Genomic DNA, 15,666 nt, shown 5'->3' on the forward strand with positions numbered 1-15,666 from the left:
GATGCATTTCGGCTAGAAGATCTGCAGATCTTCTAGCCGAATTGTCTCCCTGTCTACCACAGCCACCTCACTACTATTCAAAGCCATTATTTTACTGACCTGCTCTGCTTTTTTATTTTCAGTGATGGGCGTATGTATCTGTTATGCCTCACAAACGGTTGATCATGCTACTGTGGTTTTCTTCCGTAATGTAGTCGGGCTGTTTATTTTCCTGCCTTTCATTTTCAACCAAGGTCGCGGATTTTTTAAAACTGAAAAACTGTGGATGCACACCTGGCGTGCGGTGGTCGGTCTGATTACCATATATGGCTTTTGTTGCAGTTCGAGCGCTGACCAAAACAGAATCTCCAGAAAAAATCGTATTTTATTTCTGTTTGATTGGCAGCCTGATTTCAGTGATTCCGATGTTTTGGGTGGGGTAGCCCTATACCCTGACAGAACTCAGCTATCTGATTACTGTCGGCATTCTGGCCAATTTCAGTCAGTTATTGATGTCAAATGCTTACAAACTGGCGTCGGCAGGACAAATTGGACCGGTCAACTATGTGGCAATTTTCTTTGCCGGTATGTGGGGATTTCTGTTCTGGCAGGAAGTTCCGGACCTCTATAGCCTAATCGGGCTGGGGCTGATTTTCTGTGCGATTCTACTGTGTAGCCCGATACTGCAGAAGCGCCTGAATTCATCGAAGATTTGATCAAGATTCGAAATCAAAGCAATAAAAAAGCACCCGTAGGTGCTGTTTTATTGCTTTTCTTTTATTGATACCAGCCGAACAGCTTAAAGATATAAGGCACATAGGAAATGATCAACATCGCAGGCAGCAATACTATCACCGGCAAAATCCAGCGTTCATAACGGTAGTAGAAAGACAGGTGTCGTACTTCGGCATCCGCTTCGGCCACTTCAGCATCACCAATCGACTGTCTGGCCAACAGATGATTCAGCGCCACCGGTGGCGTCACGTAACCCAGCTCAAAACCAATCAGGGTAATCATCCAGAAATGAACCGGATGAATGCCGTATTGGTAAGCCACTGGAGCAACGGTTGCAGAAATCAGAATCACCGCGCCAAACGGATCCATGATCATCCCGACAAAAATCATCAAGCCGACAATCAGTGAAATCACCAGAATGGTACTACTGATATCGGTCGGGAAGGCTTCCATAATTTCCATACGTTCCAGCAAGCCACCGACACTCACCGAGAGTGCCATCAGGATGACCAGCGCACCAATATGTCCCACGGTCTCACTGGTCGAAATATGCATTGACTTCCAGAAACCCACCTTGCGCAGGATTTCTGTAGCATTTGAACGCTTTACACCATGATCAACAGCCAGTTCTTTGCCTAGTTGTTCGCTATGTTCAGCTTCACGATATTCTGCATTGGCCGCGGCACCGGCTGTCACCAGTTCAGGTGTCGATCTTGAGTTTAAAGTTGCGGTCAAGGTTTCATCCCAATGCCCCACTGCCGGCAACGGCGCAGGTTCATGACGTAACTTATCGAACAGAACAATCATCAGCAGAATGACCGGCATCATCACTGGTGCGGTAAATTCATTCAGGTCAGTCGACAAGGCATATTTATAGAATAACCAGATCAGAATAAAAATCACGATATAAGGAATAATCGCAATGAAGGCACGACCTGATTGAGGAGCAGCTATAGTAGGCGCAGCAATGCGGAATTTGTTTTCTGCAAAGAACAGGGAAATTACCAGGAATAAAGTCGAGCTGAGCAGGAAGACATAAATCCCGTAGTGATACAGTAAGTCGGTGGTCACTTCTTTATTGAGTGATGCCACAACAACAATCAGCAAGCAAGGACGTAAGACTACGCCCATTGAACCGGACATTGCAGTGGCGGCCAGTGCAAACTGACGGCGTCCACCTGCATTCCAGACTTCCTTATAAATGATCGCACCTGCGGCAATCACGAAAATCCCTGATGCACCGGTATAGGCAGTCGGTAAGGCAGCGGCCAGCAGAATTAACCAGGTCAGGGTTTCAGGGGCCAGATTCCATGGACGCAGAATGTTCAGGAACATATCTACCACACGGGTCTGTTTCAGCAACATACCGGCCCAGATAAACAAGGCCAGATTCAGGAAAATACTGGAAAACTCGACCAGTTGCCCCAGATAAATCCCCTGTCCCATTGGATAATCCATAAAGAAGGTAAAGTTTATTCCGGTAATAATGGCCATATAGGCATACAGTGGCACACTCAAAAAGGCCAGACCAAAACTGCCGCCCTCACGCGTTGGTTTTGGTTGTTTAACCACCTGATATAAACTGATCAAGGTTAAGCTGCTAAACAGAATCATCCACAGCCAGTAGATGTATTTCATCTCGCCCATCGGTACGCCCGAGTTCAGTACAGACTGGTATTGACTGTAGGATGAGAATGCCAGAAAAGCATTACCCAGCAGCATGGCGACCGAATAGACTTTAAAATCGATACCTGTACTTGGACTACGCAGACCAATATGATGGGTTTTTAGGGTGGCACTGATCGCAGCGAATACCACCATGATGACCAAGAGCAAGGCCCGGTTCTCAGTGCCAAACTTGAATATTCCAAAGAAAGACGTTTCAAAGGCCCGATAAGCCCGAATACTCGGTTGTGCTTCGACATGTTGAATGGCTTTATCGTAGAACAGATAAGATTCTTCACAAACCTGCTGTGCCTGTAATACCGCAGCCCGGACATCCGCTTGCGAGCGCACGCCGAAGAAATCAGCATATTCATCGGCTGCATCGGCTTTCATCTGCTGCTGAACACGCTGATCGACATTGATATTGCGTTCACATTGTGGACGTGTCGGTTCAGCACGTAAAAATGAATATTGCATCCCGGTTGCCGGATCGCCATAGAGACGCTCCCCCATGCGCAGCAACTGGCCGTGAATCATTTCTCCAGTACCAATTATCAGTGTGAGCAAAAGCAAGACCAGCACCACGAAGGTCGAGATCCACTCTGTCCAGATATAACGCAACAGACCTAATCCTGATCTGTTTTGATCATCATTTTGCATGTATATTCCTATTTTTATTTTAGCGGCCTGTGTTTGTTCTAGGACGCTGATCTTTCCTTCTGTCCCCGAAAATTCCTTTTCAAAGGTCAGGATTTTTATTCTATGTTTTGACTCTGCATCAAAATCAGCACAATAAAAATGACAATTTATATTTTCTTTTTGTTTTTTCTGCCAAGTGCTTTATTCATTGCTTCACTTTAGCTATCCCGAAAATAGTTGCTGACAATATAGGCCAGCGCCAACATCACTCCCCAAATTACCCCGAGCAAATGTGCTTCGACCAAGACCGGACTGCCAATCAGCTGTGCGGTTCCGACATTGCCAATGGTATTTTCCCAGACCAGTTTGCCAAAGATCAAAAATAACACCAGTGCAGCAAAACTGCGTTCCCGCTTATACAGCAAATGTACACAGGCAACGGCAACATAGGCACCATGCAGCACACCCGACAAGCCAGCGTAGGCTTCAATATTGGGTAAGAAAAAATAAAAACTTAAACTGATCAAAGGTGGCAAGATCAGTAAAATGGCAGAAAAGTGCCATAGAATAGCGCGTGGAAAAATAAAAGGCAGACAGATAAAAGCGAGAATATTCAGGAAATAATGGGTCCACCCCACATGTACCCAATGTGCCGTCCACAGTCGCCAAAACTCACTGAGCAAACTCTCTTGCCAGTAGATGAAACTATCCTTGAAAATTTGCAGACATGCACAGAGAGAGACAAAAGCCGCTAGAAAAATAATTTTTCGTCGAACATGTTGATCTAGCATCAGCTTATGCTTCTCCCTAACCATCTAGTTTAATTTCATCCTTAAAATTCTATGCAGGCTATCTGGGTTACAGGTCTGCACTGAACAGGTCATCGAGTTCCGAAGAGCTGTCTGATTCATCCCAGAAACGTTGCATGCCATCATCGGCGCTGCGCACACCAGTATTTTCTGTCCAGTAACGATCTGAAATTCCACCGACCATAATCGCTGCCATACTGTCGATCAGCTTGAACTGTGGATTTACCGGCTTTTCCTCGGTACGGGCCTGCGCAAAGGTTTTTAAAGCATCGCGGATTTTGGCATCGTCACCACTGGCCTGTGCTGCTACAGCATATAAAGCATGCGATAAACGTACACCTTTTTGCTCACCAATTTGTGTAGATTGTTTTAATGTTTGGTAAGGATCAGGTTTACCATCGCTTGCACCTGGTAATAAAGTCCAGATCACAGCACGCGTAGCATTCGGTGCTCCCCAGAATTTGGCATTATCCAGACAGGTCATACCACGTTCCACCACGGCAGCGATATCTTTGGGTACATGCACTGCACCGCCGGAATTAATATCATTGGTCATGGCTTGTAAACCGCTGAGCATACCCAGCAGATAAACCGTTTGCTCCATATCGCTGTTCATGCGCGGGCATTCTTCACCCAAGGCTTTTTGATATTTTTTTTCATAACGGCTCTGGAACAATTGATAACCGGTATATTGACGCTGTGCCGCTAGAGCCGCCCAGCGCTTCTGCTCAATTCGCGCATCTTGGGCTTCCGCTACCTGGTTGGATTTTGAAGCACGCAAATAGCGTAACTCAGCTTCCAGCGCCTTTTGCTCGGCACAAATGCCGGCAGCCGAATACATCAATACGGCTACCCGGGTCGGATCCGCTCCCATTTCTTTGGTTGCCATGATGGCCGGAGTTAGAGAATTGCCTGAATTACAGACCATCTCGGCATCATCCATGGCTAAAATTGGCGGGACAATATGGTTTTCGGTAAAACCCAGTGCGACATTGGCACCGGTTTTAATGACATGGGAACACCCCGTTAATACTGTTGTTGTTATTGCAATGGTCGCCATACCTTGGCATATTTTACGGACGCCTGACATTTTCCTGTCCTCTATAATTGTGATTATGTCCATCTTTCTGCTAAAGATATCAGAAGCATTTTGTGAATAAAAGAGTATTTACTCTAATCCGGACCAGACACTGTGCCATCAAACTGGCCGACTGCAATTGACTTGATCTGTTGAATTCCCAAATTTTGGGCAAAAAAAAGTAGCATTGCGACGGTTCAGCACATGCTACTTATTAACTGTACAAACAGAGAGCCGGTAATAACTCTGCTTGATTAAGATGAAAATTTATCCTTCAGCACCGTCGCGAATTGTCCAACCCCCAAAGCTGAAACAATCACTACGATCAAAAACATCCACACTGGAGATTCTATTGAGTTCTCTCGTATTTGCTGTTGGTGCGTTCAATGTACAGGCTAAAAATAAAACATAGGTGGGAAATTGTCATACAATTTATCTTACTGATAAGTCATTATTATTTTTTGTCTGACAATGAAAGCGCGTTAATGATCTAAGTATCTGTTTTATTGAAATTTCAATCAAGTGATTAAAATAGCGTTGTCTGACAACTAGATAAGTTTGGTCAGAACTTTCAGGGATTTCCATTGTTTTAGCGGCAATTGGTCACACCAGATCAATAAAGGCTGAGCCTTGGCGTGCTGAAAATACACCACAATATAAGCTTGATGATCAATCACATGACTAACACATACCCGACAGGTGGGCCGAGATTTGGCCGTCAATGACCATTCACGTCCATCCAGATATTCAAACTGTTCAATCTGGGGCGTCTTGCGATAAAACAGCTGATAAATCACCAGTCCAATCGCAGCACACAGCAGCCAAATCGCAATCGGCAATAGCTGGTATAGGAGGTACATCAACAGTGCAAAAATAAAAAGCTGAAACGCCAGTGCACAATAACTGCGTTTCAGCTTGAAACAGCGATTATCCATGGACGTAAAATTTAAGCTTCTTGATCAAATCTTTTAATTCAGGACGCGGCGGCTCAGAGACTTCCATAAACCAGTCCAGCAGATCTGGATCTTCCTGTTCAACCAGTTCGGCAAACATCTGCTTTTCAAATGGATCAGCAGTTAAGTAGTAGTTTTTTACGTAGGGATCAAAATACACATCCAGCTCTTTTAGACCACGACGCGCGCGATAAATCACTTTGCGCTCTTCTAAGGTGATGTCATCAGTCATCGAATTTCCCCAATTCGTTATAAACCGGAATAGTTTACCTGAAGCCATCGCTGAATTTCGAGGGATTTCATACAAATGACCAAAAGCATCAGCATATTTAAGTTATTTGAACATTCCGCTCATTGTTGCTGATCTATGCTTGACCTACTTTAAAGCAAACAGATCAGAATAAGGAATAACAAGATGCAATCCGCAGCCATTCGCCCGCTTGCCCCGATGCTGCCCCGCCAGCTTTTTACTGCCGAACATGAAGCATTTCGTCAAACCGTACGCAAGTTTTATGAAAAGGAAGTTATTCCGCATAGCGAGCGCTATGAAAAGCAACAGCATGTGGATCGAGAGCTCTGGACTAAAGCGGGTGAACTGGGACTACTCTGCGCCACCATGCCGGAGCAATATGGCGGCTCTAGGGTAGACCGGCTGTATAGCATGATTCTGATTGAAGAACAGGCCTATGCCGGTGATTCAGCCACAGGTTTTTCCCTACATTCAGATATTGTCGCCAATTACCTGCTGAACTTTGGCAATGATGCTCAAAAACAGCAGTGGTTACCCAAAATGGCTTCCGGGGAAATCGTCACCGCGATTGCCATGACCGAACCGGGAACCGGTTCTGACCTGCAAGCAGTACGTACCTCTGCGGTACTGGATGGCGATGACTATGTGATTAATGGATCCAAGATCTTTATTACCAATGGCTATCTCTGTGATATGGCGATTGTGGTCTGCAAGACCGGTCATAGTGACAAAGGCTCGGCCAATCTCTCATTGATTATGGTCGAAGCCGACCGGGCCGGATTTAGCAAAGCTAAACCGCTGAATAAAATCGGCATGAAAGGCCAGGATACTTGCGAGCTGTTCTTTGACAATGTACGCGTACCACAAGAAAATTTGCTCGGTCTGGAAGGCATGGGCTTTATGATGTTGATGAAAGAACTGGCCTGGGAACGCCTGATTGTGGCAATTATGTGTCAGGCTGGCGCTGAAGCTGCTTTCGCACATACAGTGAAATACACCAAGGAACGTCAGGCCTTTGGCAAGAGTATTAGCCATTTTCAGAATACCCGCTTTAAACTGGCAGAAATGCGTACCGAAATCGAGTTTTGTCGCGCTTATCTGGATCGCTGCATGGAGCTGCAACTCAAGCAAGAATTAGGCATCGATGCCGCTGCTGCGGCTAAATATAAGATTTCAGAAATGTATAGCAAGGTGGTAGATGAATGCCTGCAATTGCATGGTGGTTATGGCTATATGCTGGAATATCCAATTGCCCGGGCCTATATCGACAACCGTGCCAACCGGATTTATGCCGGTACCAACGAAATTATGAAAGAACTGATTGCACGTTCACTGTAAACTGGACGCATAAAAAGGAGTCACTCAGGACTCCTTTTTCTTTAGTTCGATATCCGACTTTAAGAGACCAGACGCGGTTTATGTTTGACAGCCTTGCTGTTTTTTTTAAATTTCAGCACCCTATCTTCAAACGAAGCTTGTTTGAGTTCCTTACGATCTGCCAGATAATTGTTGCTGACTTTCCATGGCGCATGTTTACCTTGTTTTGGCATCACATCTGCAGCACGGGCAATATAGCCCGAACTGAGACTACCCATCACAGTATCCTCTAGTAATTCAGTCTGATCACCCTGAGCGATGACTTCAGCATAGCCCTGCTGATCCATATAGTTCAGCAAACGGCAAATGTACTCAGCGGCAATATCCACTTTTAAAGTCCAAGAGGCATTGATATAACCAATAATTAGCGCCATATTCGGCACATCACTAACCATGATGCCTCTATACAGCATATGTTGTGAGGTATCGACAGGTTGACCATCAATCGTCGCCTGAATTCCACCAAGAATCTGGATATTTAAGCCTGTGGCTGAAACGATAATATCTGCCTCCAGATGTTGACCCGATTTCAGCTGAATGTCAGTTTCAGTCAAGCTTTCGATCTGATCCGTTACAACTGATGCCTGCCCTTCACGTAAAATTTTAAACAGATCACCATCCGGCACCACGCATAGGCGCTGATCCCACGGCTCATAATTCGGGGTAAAGTGTTTCATATCCACTTTACCTTTGAGCTGAAACTGCACGGATTTAAGTAACAGCGTTTTTAACAGTTTTGGCTGTTTTTGTGCCAAGGCATAAATTCCGCGCTGCATGCCAATATTCCGGGCACGGGTAATTTTATAAGCCACATCTTCTGGTAGATACTGCCGCATCTTTGCATAAATCATATCAATGGAGGGCACTGAAGCGATATAGGTCGGGGAACGCTGTAACATGGTCACATGCCCGGCGCCGCCTTTGACCATCGCCGGAACTAAAGTAATCGCGGTGGCACCACTACCAATGATCACCACTTTTTTGCCCTGATAATCTAAATTTTCCGGCCAATGCTGCGGATGAATGAATTGACCTTTAAAAGCCTCCTGATTTGGAAACTCAGGCTGAAAACCTTGGTCATAATTGTAATAACCGGTACAACTCAGTACGAAATTCGCAATCCAGATCTGCTTCTTGCTGTGTTCATCCTCAATCTCTACTGACCATTTACAGGTCATAGAATCATAGTTGGCGGTTAACACACGGTGTTGATAATGAATTTTCGATTCCAGATTAAATTCATCTACTACTTCGGCCAGATAGCCCTTAATCGAAGCGCCATCGGCAAGTACACTGGCTTTTTTCCAGGGTTTAAAATTAAAACCAAAGGTCGACATATCTGAATCAGAACGAATTCCCGGATATTTAAATAAATCCCAAGTTCCGCCAATGCTGGTACGTCGCTCAATAATTTCAAATGAGCGCTGCGGACAATGTTTAGAAAGATGCGCTGCCAGACCAATTCCCGAGATCCCCGCACCCACAATTAAAATATCGATTTGCTTTTCCATATTGTTCTTTTACCTAAGCGATACTATCTGTTTTTATTAAATCACAAAATTGACAATACACAATGTCAAGTTTGATAAAAAGCCATTATTTTTTTATCTTTTCAGGCCAGATTCAGATTAGTTCTGCATGATGCAAATACCTGAAAATAAATTTCAGACATTAAAAAAGGCCGGTTTATTCAACCGACCTTTTCGAACAACTCGCGTTATTCTTCACGAAATTAGTTAACTTCGCGATCTACTAGCTCAACGTAAGCCATCGGTGCAGCATCACCTGCACGGAAGCCCGCTTTAAGAACACGTAGATAACCGCCGTTACGCTCTTTGTAACGAGGGCCAAGAACGGTAAATAATTTACCAACAGTTGCTGCTGAACGAGTACGAGCAAACGCCAAACGACGGTTTGCTACTGTATCGTTTTTAGCTAAAGTGATTAAAGGCTCAGCTACACGACGTAACTCTTTCGCTTTAGGCACAGTTGTTTTGATCAACTCGTGCTCGAACAAAGAGTTAGCCATGTTTTGGAACATCGCTTTACGATGGCTGCTTGTACGGCCTAATTTCACACCACTATTACGATGACGCATGGTGATAGTCCTACTTAATTAACGGCTACGATAGGCGAAACGATCGTCCATACGGAGACTAGCCGGTGGCCAGTTCTCTAAACGCATGCCGAGTTGTAAGCCTTTAGAAGCCAGAACATCTTTGATCTCAGTAAGCGATTTTTTACCCAAGTTAGGAGTTTTAAGCAACTCAACTTCAGTACGCTGTACAAGATCACCAATGTAGTAAATGTTTTCTGCTTTCAAACAGTTAGCAGAACGAACAGTTAGCTCTAGATCATCTACTGGGCGAAGCAAGATTGGGTCAACTTCTTCACGCGGCTCTTGAGCCACAGGTGCTTGATCTTTCTGAAGGTCAACAAAGATTGCAATTTGTTGTTGCAAGATTGTTGCCGCTTTACGGATTGCTTCTTCAGGATCTACAGTACCATTGGTTTCAAGATCAATGACCAATTTGTCAAGGTCAGTACGTTGTTCTACACGAGCGTTTTCCACTGTATAAGACACACGTTTGATTGGGCTATAAGAAGCATCTAACTGCAAGCGACCCACTGGGCGAGTTTCGCCTTCTGGGAAGCGTGAATCAGAAGTCTCGTAGCCACGACCTTGAGCAACTTTCAGACGCATTTTCAATGAGCCTGAGGCACTTAAAGTACCGATCAAATGTTCAGGGTTAACCACTTCAACATTATGAGGTAAACGAAGGTCAGCCGCAGTTACGTCGCCTGCACCTTGTTTCTCTAATGTTAAGTATGCTTCATTTTGATCGAACAGCTTAATCGACAATCCTTTTAGGTTCAGCAAGAGCTCGACGATGTCCTGCTGCAAGCCTTCCAAAGTACTGTACTCGTGCTCGACCCCTTCAATCTCAACTTCTACCACAGCTGCGCCAGGTAGAGAAGAAAGAAGGATGCGACGTAAAGCATTACCCAGAGTATGACCAAAGCCACGCTCTAAAGGTTCTAGAATAACTTTTGCCGAGGTCCCGCTTGCCGCTTCGACCTTGATCGCTTGCGGAGTTAGAAACTCATTTGCAGTACGCGTCATATTGCTTCCTCAAGGATTATTTAGAATACAATTCTACAATCAAGCTTTCGTTGATTTCAGCAGGTAAATCAGAACGATCCGGTGCAGCTTTGAACGTACCTTCTAATTTAGAATGGTCGATTTCCATCCAAGAAGGCATGCCACGTTGAGTTGCTAATTCAATTGCGTTTTTGATACGTAATTGTTGTTTAGCGCCTTCGTGAACTGCGATCACATCACCCGCTTTAACTTGGATAGACGCAATGTTAACACGACGGCCATTCAAAGTGATGCTGCGGTGAGATACTAACTGACGAGCTTCTGCGCGAGTAGAACCGAAACCCATACGATAAACAACGTTATCAAGACGGCTTTCAAGTAGCTTCAACAAGTTTTCACCAGTTGCGCCTTTAACACGAGCAGCTTCTTTGTAGTAGTTACTAAATTGACGCTCTAAAACACCGTACATACGACGTACTTTTTGTTTTTCACGTAATTGTAGTGAGTACTCAGACTGTTTACCGCCACGAGCTCCACCATGTTGGCCAGGAGCTTTAGCGTGTTTTTTAGTTTTTACATCAAACGGTTTAACGCCTGATTTAAGTTGCAGGTCTGTCCCTTCGCGGCGAGAGAGTTTGCATTTTGGACCAATATAACGAGCCATGAATGTTTCTCCTTACACGCGACGTTTTTTAGGTGGACGGCAACCGTTGTGCGGGATTGGCGTCACATCGGTAATGCTGTTAATTTTATAACCCACTGCACCTAAAGCACGAACCGCAGATTCACGACCAGGACCAGGACCTTTTACAAGGACGTCCAAGTTTTTCAAACCGTAGTCTAAAGCAGCTTTACCAGCAACTTCAGCAGCTACCTGAGCAGCGAACGGAGTTGATTTACGTGATCCACGGAAGCCTTGTCCACCTGAAGTGGCCCAAGCCAGTGCATTACCTTGACGATCGGTAATAGTCACAATGGTGTTATTAAAAGAAGCGTGAATGTGTGCGACACCTTCAGAGACGGTACGAGTGACCTTCTTGCGTGCGCGAGTATCTTTAGCCATCTTTTAGCTTCCAGAAATCTTATTTCTTAATAGGTTTGCGCGGACCTTTACGGGTACGAGCGTTAGTTTTGGTGCGTTGACCGCGGACAGGCAAGCTGCGACGATGACGAAGACCGCGATAGCAGCCTAAATCCATTAAACGTTTAATGTTCATGGAAATTTCGCGACGTAAATCACCTTCGGTCGGAACCTTAGCAACTTCTGCACGAATCGCATCAAGCTGAGCGTCATCTAATTCACGGATCTTAGTCGTTGGAGCAATACCCGCAGCAGCTAAAATAGCTTTTGAAGTATGGCGACCAATACCAAAGATATACGTTAGAGAGATAACAGCGTGCTTGTTATCCGGAATGTTTACACCGGCAATACGAGCCATTCAATTTTCTCCAAAAAGGCAGTAGATAATCAACCGCCCCACAAAAATCTTGAGGGGCGGATAATAACCCAATTTGCCTACAGAAATCAACAGGTCTTAATCAGATTAACCTTGACGCTGCTTATGACGAGGTTCTGCGCTACAAATTACGCGGATAACCCCATTACGACGGATAACTTTACAGCTACCACAAATTTTCTTAACAGAAGCTTGTACTTTCATGATGAAACCTCTAAGTGCGCTTATCCCTTAGGATGAGCTGTCGTTTTTCTCATTAACGTTTGATTATCATACTGGTGCGAGGTGAGGTGTGACTGCAGCTGAGCCATAAAGTCCATCACTACTACCACAACAATCAGCAAAGAAGTACCACCCAAATAGAATGGAATACCAAATGAACTTTGCAACACCATCGGCATCAAACAAATGACGGTGATGTAAATCGCGCCAATAAATGTCAAACGACTGAGAATATGATCTAAGTAACGAGCAGTTTGCTCACCTGGACGTATACCAGGCACATAAGCTCCGCTGCGTTTCAAGTTCTCTGACACTTCTTTAGGACTAAATACCAGTGCTGTATAGAAGTAACAGAAAAAGATAATTAACGCACCAAAGAGCACCAAATACAACGGCTGACCAGGCGACAATACCAATGCTACATCTTGCAGGCTACGCTGAATAAATCCGGCATTCGGATCTGCACTACCCACCCACTGGCCTAAGCTCGCAGGGAACAACAGCAATGAGCTGGCAAAAATTGCCGGAATCACACCCGCCATATTAATTTTCAATGGCAAATGTGTCTGCTGTGCAGTAAATACACGACGACCTTGTTGTTTTTGAGCATAGTTGACCGGAATACGACGCTGCGCTTTCTCGATAAACACGATGGCTGCCAAAACACCCAGAGACAACAGACCAAAAATTACCAAGCCAATCAGGCTGGTCTGGCCATTATCTACAGATGACAAAGATTGCATAATTAAATTAGGCAATCCGGCAACAATACCCGCGAAGATGATCATGGAAATACCATTCCCCACCCCACGTTCGGTAATCTGCTCACCCAACCACATTAAGAACATGGTTCCCGCAACCAATGAGGTTACTGCAGGAATATAAAAAGCCAAACCAGTATTCAGGGTAATCCCCTGACTGATCAAGCCTGCACACATCCCGATTGCTTGTACAAGCGCCAGAAATAATGTGCCTTGTCGTGTGTATTGATTTATTTTACGCTTGCCTTGCTCGCCTTCTTTTTTCAAAGCTTCCAGCGAAGGAACCACTGTCGACATCAGCTGCACGATAATCGATGCAGAAATGTAGGGCATGATCCCAAGAGCAAGAATAGACATTCGTTCTAATGCACCACCGGAAAACATGTTAAACAAACCAAGGATAGTACCTTGGTTTGCATTAAACAGGTTTTCTAGGGCCGCATTATTGATGCCCGGTACTGGAATATGCGCTCCTAGCCGAAACACCAACAACGCACCAATGAGAAACATCATTCGACGAATAATTTCACGGTATTTCACATGAAATGGTTGGCCTTTCATCATGTTGACATGACCTGAAGAACTAGGAGTCATAGACACTGGGGATTACTCCTCGACTTTGCCGCCAGCAGCTTCAACAGCAGCTTTAGCGCCTTTAGTCAATGCAACACCTTGAACAGTGAATGCACGAGTAATTTCACCAGAAAGTACGATACGAGCACGGATCATGTCTTTACGTACAACGTTCGCCGCTTTTAAAGTTTCTAGAGACACGATGTCGCCTTCAACTTTAGCAAGCTCAGATAAACGTACTTCAGCAGTTTTCAAAGCCAATTGGCTAGTGAAGCCGAATTTAGGCAAACGACGATAAAGTGCTGTTTGACCGCCTTCGAAACCTGGACGAGTACCACCGCTCTTACGTGAGTTTTGACCCTTGACACCACGGCCACCGGTCTTACCAACGCCAGAACCGATACCACGGCCTACACGAAGGTTGTCACGTTTAGCACCTTCTGCAGGTGCAATTGTATTTAAACGCAGAGTCATGGCTTATTCCTCTACACTAACCATATAGTAGACTTGGTTGATCATACCACGGTTAGAAGGCGTATCTTGCACTTCTACAGTATGACCAATACGACGCAGACCTAAACCTTGCAGGCTCAGCTTATGATTTTTCAAGCGGTGCGATGCAGATTTAGTCTGGGTAACTTTAATCGTTTTCATGATTGATTACCCTTGAATTTGTTCTACTGAAAGACCACGTTTCGCAGCAACCTTCTCAGGAGTAGTCATATCACGCAAACCGTTGAAAGTTGCGTTAACTACGTTAGCAGCGTTAGTAGAACCACGGCATTTAGTCAAAACGTTACGTACACCTACAGCTTCTAAAACTGCACGCATAGCGCCACCAGCAATTACGCCTGTACCTTCAGAGGCAGGCTGCATGAATACGCGACTAGCGCCATGACGTGCATGAATTGGGTGCTGTAACGTACCATCAACAAGGTCAACAGTAATCATGTTGCGACGAGCAGCTTCAAGTGCTTTAGAGATAGCAGCTGGAACTTCACGTGCTTTACCACGACCAAAACCTACGCGACCATTACCATCACCCACAACAGTTAATGCTGTGAAAGAGAAGATACGACCACCCTTAACAACTTTGGCTACACGATCAACGGCAACCAGCTTTTCAACAAGACCTTCGTTTTGTTCAACTTTAGCCATGATTAGAACTCCAAGCCGTTTTCACGAGCAGCATCAGCCAAGGCTTTGATACGACCATGATATTTAAAACCAGAACGGTCAAATGCAACTTTAGTAACACCAGCTGCTTTAGCGCGTTCTGCGATTAAAGCACCTACTTTTTGAGCTGCTTCAACGTTACCAGTTGTACCTGCACGTAGAGTAGCGTCTAAAGTAGAAGCTTGCGCTAATACTTTGCCACCATCTGCAGAGATAACTTGAGCATAGATGTGACGCGGAGTGCGGTTTACACACAAACGAGTCGCACCCAATGCACGGATGTGCAAGCGTGTGCTTTTCGCACGACGCAAACGGGATTGTTTCTTTTCGTTCATAAGAACCTCGCGCCTTATTTCTTCTTAGCTTCTTTACGAAGTACAACTTCGTCAGAATAACGAACACCTTTGCCTTTATACGGCTCTGGTGGACGGTAACCACGGATATCTGCAGCAACCTGACCTAAAGCTGCTTTGTCAGCAGATTTAAGTACGATTTCAGTTGCAGTTGGAGTTTCAGCAGTTACACCTGCAGGAAGTGCATAATCGATCGGGTGAGAGAAACCAAGGTTAAGATGAACAACATCACCTTTAACCGCAGCTTTATAACCAACACCGATAAGCTGTAACTTACGTTCGAAACCTTCGCTAACACCTTTTACAAGGTTGTTAAGCACAGCGCGAGCAGTACCAGCTTGCATCCAAGCGTCTTTCGACTCTTGTACTGGAGCAATAGCCAGAGTACCGTCTTCCTGTTTAAGCTCGACCAGCGCATGCAGGTTGAAAGACAATGTACCTTTAGTGCCTTTCACTTCGACCTGCCGGCCGTTCTGAGTAACTGTTACACCATTCGGTACAGTTACTGGGGCTTTAGCCACACGAGACATGAGGAA

19 protein-coding genes and 1 pseudogene are annotated in these 15,666 nt (G+C 45.0%); 2 read left to right on the forward strand and 18 right to left on the reverse strand.

Annotation, left to right across the window (positions count from 1 at the left end):
* The first annotated feature begins 49 nt into the window (after positions 1 to 49).
* Positions 50 to 695: pseudogene (locus CWI32_RS09180) on the forward strand (DMT family transporter).
* A 61-nt stretch (positions 696 to 756) separates the two neighbouring features.
* Here CWI32_RS09180 and CWI32_RS09185 read toward each other — a convergent pair.
* The 5 genes from CWI32_RS09185 to CWI32_RS09205 all read right to left on the reverse strand — a co-directional run bounded on the left by CWI32_RS09185 (position 757) and on the right by CWI32_RS09205 (position 6,090).
* The gene (locus CWI32_RS09185; protein ID WP_100535176.1) at positions 757 to 3,039 is read right to left on the reverse strand and encodes a TRAP transporter large permease subunit; all 2,283 of its coding nucleotides are present in this window, start codon (positions 3,037 to 3,039) and stop codon (positions 757 to 759) included.
* Positions 3,040 to 3,236: 197 nt separating this feature from the next.
* Positions 3,237 to 3,809: a rhombosortase gene (rrtA, locus tag CWI32_RS09190; RefSeq protein ID WP_005094122.1), complete on the reverse strand. Its 573-nt coding sequence runs from the start codon at positions 3,807 to 3,809 to the stop codon at positions 3,237 to 3,239.
* A gap of 67 nt (positions 3,810 to 3,876) precedes the next feature.
* A complete protein-coding gene (locus CWI32_RS09195; protein ID WP_005094123.1) occupies positions 3,877 to 4,917 on the reverse strand; it encodes a hypothetical protein in 1,041 nt (346 codons plus the stop codon).
* 536 nt (positions 4,918 to 5,453) lie between these two features.
* The gene (locus tag CWI32_RS09200; protein WP_005094124.1) at positions 5,454 to 5,840 is read right to left on the reverse strand and encodes a hypothetical protein; all 387 of its coding nucleotides are present in this window, start codon (positions 5,838 to 5,840) and stop codon (positions 5,454 to 5,456) included.
* Entirely contained in the window at positions 5,833 to 6,090 is a 258-nt protein-coding gene (locus CWI32_RS09205; protein ID WP_100535177.1) for an FAD assembly factor SdhE, read from the reverse strand. Before CWI32_RS09205 ends, CWI32_RS09200 begins: the two co-directional genes overlap by 8 nt.
* Positions 6,091 to 6,273: 183 nt before the next feature.
* Here CWI32_RS09205 and CWI32_RS09210 point away from each other — a divergent pair, with 183 nt between their 5' ends.
* Entirely contained in the window at positions 6,274 to 7,446 is a 1,173-nt protein-coding gene (locus CWI32_RS09210; protein ID WP_100535178.1) for an acyl-CoA dehydrogenase family protein, read from the forward strand.
* A gap of 59 nt (positions 7,447 to 7,505) precedes the next feature.
* Here CWI32_RS09210 and CWI32_RS09215 read toward each other — a convergent pair whose 3' ends face one another.
* The 13 genes from CWI32_RS09215 to rplF all read right to left on the reverse strand — a co-directional run bounded on the left by CWI32_RS09215 (position 7,506) and on the right by rplF (position 15,660).
* Entirely contained in the window at positions 7,506 to 8,996 is a 1,491-nt protein-coding gene (locus CWI32_RS09215) for a flavin-containing monooxygenase (RefSeq protein WP_100535179.1), read from the reverse strand.
* A 221-nt stretch (positions 8,997 to 9,217) separates the two neighbouring features.
* Positions 9,218 to 9,583 (reverse strand): 50S ribosomal protein L17, encoded by a 366-nt coding sequence (rplQ, locus tag CWI32_RS09220; protein ID WP_004281488.1) that lies wholly within the window; start codon positions 9,581 to 9,583, stop codon positions 9,218 to 9,220.
* 18 nt (positions 9,584 to 9,601) lie between these two features.
* Positions 9,602 to 10,609: a DNA-directed RNA polymerase subunit alpha gene (locus tag CWI32_RS09225; protein WP_005094131.1), complete on the reverse strand. Its 1,008-nt coding sequence runs from the start codon at positions 10,607 to 10,609 to the stop codon at positions 9,602 to 9,604.
* A 16-nt stretch (positions 10,610 to 10,625) separates the two neighbouring features.
* Positions 10,626 to 11,252, reverse strand: coding sequence for a 30S ribosomal protein S4 (rpsD, locus tag CWI32_RS09230; protein ID WP_005094132.1), 627 nt, complete (start codon positions 11,250 to 11,252; stop codon positions 10,626 to 10,628).
* A gap of 12 nt (positions 11,253 to 11,264) precedes the next feature.
* On the reverse strand, positions 11,265 to 11,651 hold the full coding sequence (gene rpsK, locus CWI32_RS09235) for a 30S ribosomal protein S11 (protein WP_004281491.1): 387 nt from the start codon (positions 11,649 to 11,651) through the stop codon (positions 11,265 to 11,267).
* A 19-nt stretch (positions 11,652 to 11,670) separates the two neighbouring features.
* Complete coding sequence (gene rpsM / locus CWI32_RS09240; RefSeq protein ID WP_004281492.1) at positions 11,671 to 12,027, reverse strand: 30S ribosomal protein S13; 357 nt, start codon at positions 12,025 to 12,027, stop codon at positions 11,671 to 11,673.
* A gap of 105 nt (positions 12,028 to 12,132) precedes the next feature.
* Positions 12,133 to 12,249 carry a 50S ribosomal protein L36 gene (rpmJ, locus tag CWI32_RS09245; protein ID WP_000867907.1) on the reverse strand — a complete coding sequence of 39 codons (117 nt, stop codon included), beginning with the start codon at positions 12,247 to 12,249 and terminating at the stop codon, positions 12,133 to 12,135.
* Between the two features lie 20 nt (positions 12,250 to 12,269).
* The gene (gene secY / locus CWI32_RS09250; RefSeq protein WP_171063316.1) at positions 12,270 to 13,589 is read right to left on the reverse strand and encodes a preprotein translocase subunit SecY; all 1,320 of its coding nucleotides are present in this window, start codon (positions 13,587 to 13,589) and stop codon (positions 12,270 to 12,272) included.
* A 45-nt stretch (positions 13,590 to 13,634) separates the two neighbouring features.
* Positions 13,635 to 14,075, reverse strand: a complete 441-nt coding sequence (rplO, locus tag CWI32_RS09255) for a 50S ribosomal protein L15 (protein WP_005094137.1) — start codon at positions 14,073 to 14,075, stop codon at positions 13,635 to 13,637.
* Positions 14,076 to 14,078: 3 nt separating this feature from the next.
* Entirely contained in the window at positions 14,079 to 14,255 is a 177-nt protein-coding gene (gene rpmD, locus CWI32_RS09260) for a 50S ribosomal protein L30 (protein ID WP_005094139.1), read from the reverse strand.
* 6 nt (positions 14,256 to 14,261) lie between these two features.
* Positions 14,262 to 14,759, reverse strand: a complete 498-nt coding sequence (gene rpsE, locus CWI32_RS09265) for a 30S ribosomal protein S5 (protein ID WP_004281496.1) — start codon at positions 14,757 to 14,759, stop codon at positions 14,262 to 14,264.
* A gap of 2 nt (positions 14,760 to 14,761) precedes the next feature.
* Positions 14,762 to 15,112, reverse strand: coding sequence for a 50S ribosomal protein L18 (rplR, locus tag CWI32_RS09270; RefSeq protein WP_004281497.1), 351 nt, complete (start codon positions 15,110 to 15,112; stop codon positions 14,762 to 14,764).
* 14 nt (positions 15,113 to 15,126) lie between these two features.
* Positions 15,127 to 15,660, reverse strand: coding sequence for a 50S ribosomal protein L6 (rplF, locus tag CWI32_RS09275; RefSeq protein ID WP_005094142.1), 534 nt, complete (start codon positions 15,658 to 15,660; stop codon positions 15,127 to 15,129).
* Between the last annotated feature and the right edge of the window lie 6 nt (positions 15,661 to 15,666).

The organism is Acinetobacter pseudolwoffii, assembly GCF_002803605.1.
Classification (GTDB): domain Bacteria; phylum Pseudomonadota; class Gammaproteobacteria; order Pseudomonadales; family Moraxellaceae; genus Acinetobacter; species Acinetobacter pseudolwoffii.